Here is an 8,879-nt window from a genome sequence, read left to right on the forward strand (position 1 = left end):
ATAAATAATAATTATTGTTATAAATCGTACCATAAAAAGCATTGACATTTTATTCAGTCATCCTCATACTTCGTTACGAAATGTTTTTTAAAGTACGATTTTAGAGAAAATGCCATGATTAGAAAATTAGAACAAGTAACAACAATTATTTCAGGGGCTGGCAGTAACGCATACACTAACTTAGAAAATCCCAATATTCAGCCATTTTATCTTATGAGAGGCAATGATCTCGATCAAAATGGTCATATTTCATTACATTCTATGGAGCAGGTGTATTTATCGAGTTCTCAAAAGACAGGACGGTATATACTAGAAAGCGAAGACGTTGTTGTTTTAGCGCGGGGTTCAGCAATTAGAGTGGGATTTATAACAAAAGACATAGCCGATGCGGGGGTAATTGCGAGTGCGAACTTTATAATTTTGCGCCCTAACAAAGCACAAGTTCAAGGTGAAGTTATTACTGCGTATTTAAACTCGGAAATTGGGCGAGAGCATTTATTAAAGTTAAGCAAAGGTGCGGTAATTCAACACATACCTACTTCCAATCTAAAAAGCATGGAGATTCCAGTTCCTAATCTGCAAATTCAGAATAAAATTCGTGAAATTTTTTATGCAACTCAGTTGGCTTATCAAGCAACTTTAGATCTTGCTGAACAGCAAAAAAGGACTGCCAACGCATTAATATTGGATTTAATGCAGGAGGCAGCATGAACCTAAATAAACACCATCAAATATCTGATGCTCATCACAAAGAATTCCAGTTATTTTTGAATGAGATACGTAAAAGCACATTGCCTATTGATGATATTCTTGTCTGGTTGGTTTTTCTTTCATTGATATTCAAAGAAAGCCCACAAGATTTTGATAGGCTACGAGATATTGATTTGGGCGATCAAAAAGAATTTCTCATTACTCTATTTCAAAAAAATGAATTTATCGATAAGTCAGATAAATCGCATCTTTTGTTATCGTTAAATCAATATATTTCAACGGATGATTTAGCCAAGCTAATTAGATATGTCAATAATATTAGTGACTGCAATAAATTTGCCGATGAATTAACCTATGCATTTCAAGAAATAGCCTCAAAAGGAGAGGGTGAGTCAATTACGGATCAAGTGATAGTTGATATTATTAAAGAGATCCTCGGGGATGTAAGTCAATTAAAAATATATGACGGAGCTGCTGGTCTTTGCACTCTAACTAGCCAGATAAATGCTAAAAACCTTGTTTTAGAGGATATTAATCCCAGAGCAGTGGTTATTGGTAAATGTATTGTATTATTAAAAAATATTAATAATGAGTATTCATTAGGAAATAGCTTAATTTCACATAAAAAATCAGTTAAGGCTGATGTTGTTTTGACTCACGCTCCTTGGGGAGTTCGATTGACACCAGAGCTTATTGAAAGGATAAAAACGTCTAAATATATTCAAATGAATGAAAAGATCGAAATTCCGACTTCAGCAAGTGATTCTTTGTGGATACAGCATTCTCTATATCATCTGAATGAGAATGGGCGAGCTATTCTGTTAATGCCCCAAGGTTGGCTATTTCGTGGTGGTTATGATGGTCAGGTAAGAGATTTTTTGCTTGAATCTGATTTAATCGAAGCTGTTATTGGTTTGCCGTCAGGTTTATTAAAAATCACAAACATACCTACTGTTCTATTGATATTTAATAAAAATAAAGTAAATAAGAAAGTGGTTCACTTTATAGACGCTAGTCAGATGGGAGCAAATATCAAGCGAAACAAGGAGTTGAATAGAGAAGAAATACGATTAATAGCTGATTTGATCAAGGGCAAGCATCAAGCTCATCCTTATTATCGGTCGGTTTCCCTTGATGAAATAAAAGAAAAGCACAATGAATTAACAATAAGCGATTATTTTAACTTTCCAATAAATTTAAAAGTAAATGATTTAAAAAATGAACGGCATAAGCTTGAGTTGGCCCAGAGAAAATTTAATGAGGCTCAAGAAAAAATAATGAAATTAATTTTCGAAAATTTATAGGTGAGGCGAAATAAAATAATTTTATGTTTTTGACTTGGTGCGGACTTTGTGAAATAACTGCATGCTTTTGGGCTCGAAAAGTCTGAAATATTATATTTATCGAATCCTGATTTAATTCAGGTAAATTTTAATAGAAGGGAACAAATGGGTAATTATTCTGAACTTGTAGGTTTTATTTGGTCAATAGCTGAAATTTTACGTGGTAATTATAAACAGTCAGAGTATGGCAAAGTAATTTTGCCATTTACCATTCTTCGCAGATTAGATTGTGTTTTGGAGCCCACGAAACAAGCAGTGCTTGAGAAGGTTTCTAGTCTACCAAGAGATATTGATGCCACTATGTCCGAAGTCATGCTTGGTTTGGTAAGTGGTCATAAATTCTACACTACAAGTAAATACACTTTTCCAATGTTACTCGATGAACCTGAAAATATTGCGGCTAACTTAAATGACATTATTAATAAATTAAGTGAAGATGTCAGAGAAATCTTTGTTGAAAAATTTGAATTACCAGTACAAATAGCTCGGCTTGAGAAAGATAATCTATTGTATTTAGTGGTTCAGAGATTTGCCCAAGTTGATCTTCATCCCGATAATTTGGATAACACCAGCATGGGGTATTTATTTGAGGAGTTAATTCGGCGTTTTTCAGAGCAATCAAATGAAACCGCGGGGGAGCATTTTACCCCGCGTGAAGTTATCAAATTGATGGTTAATTTATTATTTCAAGAAGATCACAATGCATTGAATCAGAAAGGAGTGATTCGACGCTTATATGACCCAGCTTGTGGTACAGGTGGTATGCTAAGTATTGCAGAACAATATCTTAAAGAACTTAATCCTCATGCTCATCTTGAGTTGTACGGCCAAGAGCTGAATGGCGAGAGTTTTGCAGTTTGTAAATCAGATATGATGATTAAAGGTCAAAATCCCAAAAATATTAAATATGGAAATAGTTTTACAGAGGATGGTTTGCCTCATGAATCCTTTGATTACATGCTTTCGAACCCTCCCTTTGGTGTTGAGTGGAAAAAAGTAGAAAGTAAAATTAAAGAGGAAGCGAGCGATTTAGGTTATGACGGTCGTTTTGGCGCAGGTCTGCCAAGAGTTAGCGATGGTTCATTGTTATTCGTTCAGCATATGATTTCAAAAATGAATAAACTGAGTAATGATGGAGCGCAGGTATCACGAATTGCAGTTGTGTTGAACGGTTCTCCTTTGTTTACGGGAAGTGCGGGATCTGGTGAATCAGAGATCCGAAGATGGATTATTGAAAATGATTGGTTAGAGGCGATTGTCGCATTGCCTACAGATATGTTTTATAACACAGGAATTGCAACTTATATCTGGATTATCACCAATAAGAAAAAAGCAGAGCGACGAGGTAAAATACAACTTATTAATGCCATGGATATGAGTGTCCCCATGCGTAAAAGCTTAGGGTCTAAACGTAAGCAGATTAGTGAAGATCATATAAAAACTATTACTCAGTGGTTTGGTGATTTTGAAGAGAATGATCAGGTTAAGATTTTTAATAATGAGGATTTTGGCTATTCACGAATTACTGTTGAGAGACCTTTACGGTTAAATTTTGCAGTAACATCTGAGCGGCTTGAGAAGCTTCAGGCTGAAGCAGCCTTTTTAAAACTTAAAGAAGCGCAACGGACAGCAATTATTCAAGTTATTAAAACATTGGATGATGAGCACATTTGGGGAAATCGAGAGATATTCTTAAACGCCTTAAAAACGGCATTCAAAGAGCATACTGTTGATATTAAAGGCCCATTACTTAAAACTATTTGGCAAGCTTTAAGTGAACGAGATGAGCATGCGGAAATTTGTAAAGATAGTAAGGGTAATCAAGAATCAGATGCCGATTTACGTGATTATGAAAATGTACCCTTGAAAGAGGATATTGAGGCTTATTTTCAACGCGAAATCATTCCTCATGTTCCTGATGCTTGGATTGATCAAAGCAAAACAAAGGTGGGATATGAGATCCCATTTAACCGTCATTTTTATAAATATGTACCGTCTCGGTCTTTAGAGGAAATTGATGCAGATTTAGATAAAGTTAGTGTTGAAATTATGCAACTTTTGCAAGAGGTGCATGTATGAGGTATTCAGCATATAAGCAATATAAAGATAGTGGTATAGAATGGTTGGGTGAAATACCTTTATTTTGGAAAATGACTTCATTAAAAAGAAACGTAGCGTTGAATCCCTCTAAGAGTGAGGTAATTCACAAGAAACTGGTTAAATGTAGTTTTATTCCAATGGAAAGCTTAAAAACAGATTATTTAGCTATTGATGACGAGAGGGTTATAGAGTCTGTTTATGATGGATATACCTATTTTAAAGATGGCGATTTATTATTGGCTAAAGTTACTCCTTGCTTTGAGAATAGAAATATTGCTGTAGCAAATGAGTTAAAAAATGGTATTGGATTTGGCTCAAGTGAGATCTATGTTATTCGGCCTAATCACAAGATTCATACTCGCTTTTTGTTCTATTATGTACAAAATGAACAATTCATTCAATTTGCAAAAGAACATATGACTGGTGCTGGTGGCCTTAAGAGAATCCCTAGTGAGTTTCTAGTAAATATAGAATTTCCTGAGATTTCAATAGAGGAACAACGAAAAATAACAGATTTTCTTGATAAAGAAACGGCTAAAATAAATATATTAATTGAAAAGCAAAAAAGATTAATTCAATTGCTTGAGGAAAAACGCCAAGCTGTGATTTCGCATATTGCCACTAAAGGTTTAAATCCTAATGTCAAAATGAAAGACAGTGGAGTTAAATGGGTAGGAGATGTGCCTGAGCATTGGAAAATAAATTTACTTTCTAACTTATTTATAAATAATAAAACTAAAAACACTCAGCTGAAAAATATAAACTTATTATCATTAAGCTATGGAAAAATAGTAAGAAAAGATATTAATACTTCACACGGTCTTCTTCCTGAGAACTTCAATACTTATCAAATTGTTAATAGAGGAAATATTATATTAAGGCTAACAGATTTGCAAAATGATAAGAAAAGCCTTAGAACCGGATATGTTAACGAAACCGGGATAATTACCTCTGCTTATATTGGTTTAGAAAAAAAATCCCAATTAATTTTTAATGAAAAATATTTTTATTTTTTCCTTCATGCTTTTGATATACAGAAAGGGTTTTATGGTATGGGAGCTGGTGTTAGGCAATCTTTAACTTTTGAGGAGCTAAAAAAACTTGAGTTTATAATTCCCCCAAATGAAGAGCAAAATGAAATTGTTGAACATATAGAAAAACAATGCAACAAAATAGATAAATTGATTTTCTATGGTAAGGAATTAACTTTTCTTTTAAACGAACGTCGTACAGCTCTAATTTCAGCAGCAGTAACGGGAAAAGTTGACGTGAGAAACATCACATCTAAGGATCTTAATGAGCACACGCCCAACGCAAGAAAAAAACTTTGAAGACGCGATTGAAGATTGGTTAATTACTCATTCCGGCTACGAATCTCGTTCTAATAAAGTATTTAATACTGAACTTGCATTTGATACAGCGGTATTAATTGATTTTATTAAATCAACCCAAAAATCTGTGTATGCTGCATTAGCTTCTAGCTATGGGAGCCAAGTAGATGATTTGATTGTCAGGCGTATAGCAAAAGAATGTGATCAACGCGGTCTATTAGATGTTATCAGGCAAGGAGTGCGTGATCGTGGGCAATTGGTGCGTCTTGCTTATTTCAAGCCAGCGACCTCCCTAAATCCAGAAACAGAATGGCTCTATCAACAGAATCGCTTAACTGTTATGCGTCAGGTTTATTTCAGTTTGGACGGTAATGATAGCATTGATATGGTACTCTTTATTAACGGGCTGCCTATTGCTACCGTTGAATTGAAAAATCAATTTACTAATCAAAGTTGGGTTCATTCGGTTAAACAATACAAAGAAGATCGAATCCCAACGCTCAAGACACCATTAATCCAATTTAAAAAGCGAGCCTTGGTTCATTTCGCAGTGGATACTGATGAAGCTTACATGACCACAAGGCTAATGGGAGACAAAACCTATTTCCTGCCTTTTAACACTGGTGATCATGGTGGTAAAGGAAATCCCATTGATCATAACTATGCTACAGGCTACAAAACTGGCTACTTATGGGAAAAAATCTGGCAGCGTGACAGTTGGTTAGACATAGTCCATCGATTTATTCACTTACAAAAGAAGGAAGAAAAGGATCCTGAAACAGGAACGGTTAATATTCGTGAAGCAATTATTTTTCCTCGTTATCATCAATTGGATGCTGTTAGGCAATTAACGCAGGTGACTCGTTTTGACGGAGTAGGTTTAAGCCGGTTAATTCAGCATTCCGCTGGCTCTGGTAAAACAAATACTATCAGCTGGGCAGCTCATCAATTAGCCAGTTTACATGGCGGGGATGATAAACCATTTTTTAACTCAGTTATTGTGATCTCTGATAGGCGTAATCTTGATAAACAATTACAAGACAATGTGTATGCGATTGAACATAAGCAAGGTGTTGTTGAAAAAATTGATGAAAGTAAGCATGCTTCAGATTTAGCTGAGGCTTTGAATAAGGGGGTGAAAATCATAATCACCACTTTACAGAAATTTAGTTTCCTTTTGGATAAAGTAAACGATTTTTCTAATAAGACCTTTGCTGTTATTGTTGATGAAGCGCATTCTTCTACAGGAAGTAAGCACACTGGTAATTTAAAAAAGGCGCTTGGTTCGGTGCCACGCAAACCTGGCGAGAGTGATGAGGAGCATGATTCTGCTATTTTTGATGCAGCGATTTTAGAAGATTTAAAGGTTGAGGAAGAGCCGAGTATTGAGGATTTAATAATTGATGATGCTAAGAGTCGAGGTAAGCAGCCTAATATTAGTTTTTTTGCTTTTACCGCGACACCTAAACATAAAACCTTAACCTTGTTTGGAACTCTTGATGCAGAGGGTAAGCCAAAGCCATTTCATTTATACTCAATGCGCCAAGCTATTGAAGAAGGTTTTATTCTCGATGTTTTGAAATATTACACAACATACAAGACCTATTTTAAATTAACAAAAGCAGTTGCTGAAGATCCTGAAGTGGATGAGAAAAAAGCCAAGCGAGCGATTAATACCTATCTCAATTTGCATCCTTCTAACCTGGCTCAAAAAACTGAAATTATGATTGAGCATTTTCGAAAATTTACTCGGCCTAAAATAGGTGGCAAAGCAAAAGCAATGGTTGTTACTCGTTCACGATTGCATGCTGTTCGTTATAAACAAGCTTTTGATGCTTATATTGCTAGACATGGCTATAAAGATATTAAAACAATAGTTGCTTTCTCTGGTACAGTAGATGATCCTGATTTAATGGAAATTAATTATACAGAAGTTGGGATGAATGGTTTTAGTGAAAAAGAATTACCTAAAAAATTTGAAAGCCCAGAATATCACGTTTTAATCGTTGCAGATAAATACCAAACGGGCTTTGATCAGCCTTTATTGCACACTATGTTTGTTGATAAGAAACTTGCTGATGTTAAGGCAGTTCAAACTTTATCACGATTAAATCGAACAACAAGCGGTAAGAAAGACACTTTTATTTTAGATTTTGAAAATACCGTGGAAGATATTCGAGAAGCATTCATGCCTTTTTATGAGGTCACAGAAGTTGATGAACCGACAGATCCTAATATTCTTTATAATTTCGATTTGACACTTAGAGAAGCACCTGTTCTCTGGCAGAGTGATATCGATCAGTTTGCAAAAGTATTTTTTAAAGATCGCTCAAAACAAAATAAAGGGGATCATGGTAAATATAACCAATGGGTGGATCCAGCCGTTAAACGATATAAAGACGCCTATCGGGATCATACCCAAGAAGGGGAAATATATAACGAAGAGGGCGAATTATTTAAAAATAACTTAAGAAGCTTTGTTCGTTTATATAGTTTTTTAAGCCAAGTTGTTGATTTTGTCGATCCGGATTTACATAAGCTATATGCCTATGGGGGATTGTTGCTCACTAAACTTCCTTATCGCTCCAATGCTGGCTCAATTAACCTTAATGAAGAAATTGCTTTAGAATCGTATCGATTAGAAAAAACCTTTGAAGGCAGTGCTGTTTTAAGTGTTAATGAAAAAGCCCCTGTTTATGGCCCTTCCGAAGTAGGGACAGCTAGTAGAAAAGAGCAGAAAAACTCAACGTTGTCTGAGGTTATTAAAGTATTTAATGATAAATACGGAACAGATTGGACAGCAGATGATCGATTGTTGTTTGATCAAATTGCTGGAGACATGGTAAACAATGAATCTCTTGCTGAAAAGATGCGAGCAAATACTAAAGAGCAAGTGAAACCAGTATTTGAAGCCGAAGCTATGACAGCTTTTGTTACTCGTCATGGCCGAAATGAAAAAATCATTGGTGATTTTTTACAAAATGAGCATTTAAGAAAATTGATTATTGCGGCTTTATTAGATGATGTTTATCGAAAAGCCAACGAGTGAGAGGATATTCAAATGAAGAAAACTATTATTTATTCTAACAACTTTAATACAGTTTCTGTTGATTCTGCTCTTTTCAAAATAGTATTAAAAGGTGTATTGGCATCTGCTAACCGAATTGCTTTTACTATATCGTTTATGCATTCTAATAAAAATGAGTCAGTTAATTTATCAATTTCAAAATTATGAATATCTTGTGCCTTAATTTTATTTTTTGAGAGGAGCTTACCAACAGAATAAGTGGCCAAATGATACTTTAAATCTTTTGAATATCCCGATGCTTGCTCATTTTTCATAAATTTTTCGATCTTTTTGATAATAAGTGCACATTTTAAATATATTTGTAAA

Annotated in this window: 6 protein-coding genes; 5 read left to right on the forward strand and 1 reads right to left on the reverse strand. The window is 34.7% G+C overall.

From position 1 onward, the window contains the following. Nucleotides 1-114 precede the first annotated feature (114 nt). The 5 genes from Q0495_RS07460 to Q0495_RS07480 all read left to right on the forward strand — a co-directional run bounded on the left by Q0495_RS07460 (nt 115) and on the right by Q0495_RS07480 (nt 8,534). Complete coding sequence (locus tag Q0495_RS07460; RefSeq protein WP_298624572.1) at nt 115-711, forward strand: restriction endonuclease subunit S; 597 nt, start codon at nt 115-117, stop codon at nt 709-711. Then, a complete protein-coding gene (locus Q0495_RS07465) occupies nt 708-2,015 on the forward strand; it encodes an N-6 DNA methylase (RefSeq protein WP_298624574.1) in 1,308 nt (435 codons plus the stop codon). Before Q0495_RS07460 ends, Q0495_RS07465 begins: the two co-directional genes overlap by 4 nt. 144 nt (nt 2,016-2,159) lie before the next feature. Then, nucleotides 2,160-4,133, forward strand: a complete 1,974-nt coding sequence (locus Q0495_RS07470; RefSeq protein WP_298624576.1) for a class I SAM-dependent DNA methyltransferase — start codon at nt 2,160-2,162, stop codon at nt 4,131-4,133. Beyond that, nucleotides 4,130-5,485, forward strand: a complete 1,356-nt coding sequence (locus Q0495_RS07475) for a restriction endonuclease subunit S (protein WP_298624578.1) — start codon at nt 4,130-4,132, stop codon at nt 5,483-5,485. The genes Q0495_RS07470 and Q0495_RS07475 overlap by 4 nt, the downstream gene beginning before the upstream one ends. 127 nt (nt 5,486-5,612) lie before the next feature. Then, complete coding sequence (locus tag Q0495_RS07480; protein ID WP_298624580.1) at nt 5,613-8,534, forward strand: type I restriction endonuclease; 2,922 nt, start codon at nt 5,613-5,615, stop codon at nt 8,532-8,534. Between the two features lie 29 nt (nt 8,535-8,563). Here Q0495_RS07480 and Q0495_RS07485 read toward each other — a convergent pair. Then, nucleotides 8,564-8,879: hypothetical protein (locus Q0495_RS07485; protein WP_298624582.1), on the reverse strand; the 316-nt coding region annotated here is incomplete at its 5' end.

This window comes from uncultured Legionella sp., from assembly GCF_937871865.1.
GTDB lineage: Bacteria > Pseudomonadota > Gammaproteobacteria > Legionellales > Legionellaceae > Legionella.

Bases quoted from the DNA above. Each gene is read 5' to 3' on its own strand.
- Q0495_RS07460 (WP_298624572.1), top strand. From the start codon at position 115: ATGATTAGAAAATTAGAACAAGTAACAACAATTATTTCAGGGGCTGGC.
- Q0495_RS07470 (WP_298624576.1), top strand. From the start codon at position 2,160: ATGGGTAATTATTCTGAACTTGTAGGTTTTATTTGGTCAATAGCTGAA.
- Q0495_RS07475 (WP_298624578.1), top strand. From the start codon at position 4,130: ATGAGGTATTCAGCATATAAGCAATATAAAGATAGTGGTATAGAATGG.
- Q0495_RS07465 (WP_298624574.1), top strand. From the start codon at position 708: ATGAACCTAAATAAACACCATCAAATATCTGATGCTCATCACAAAGAA.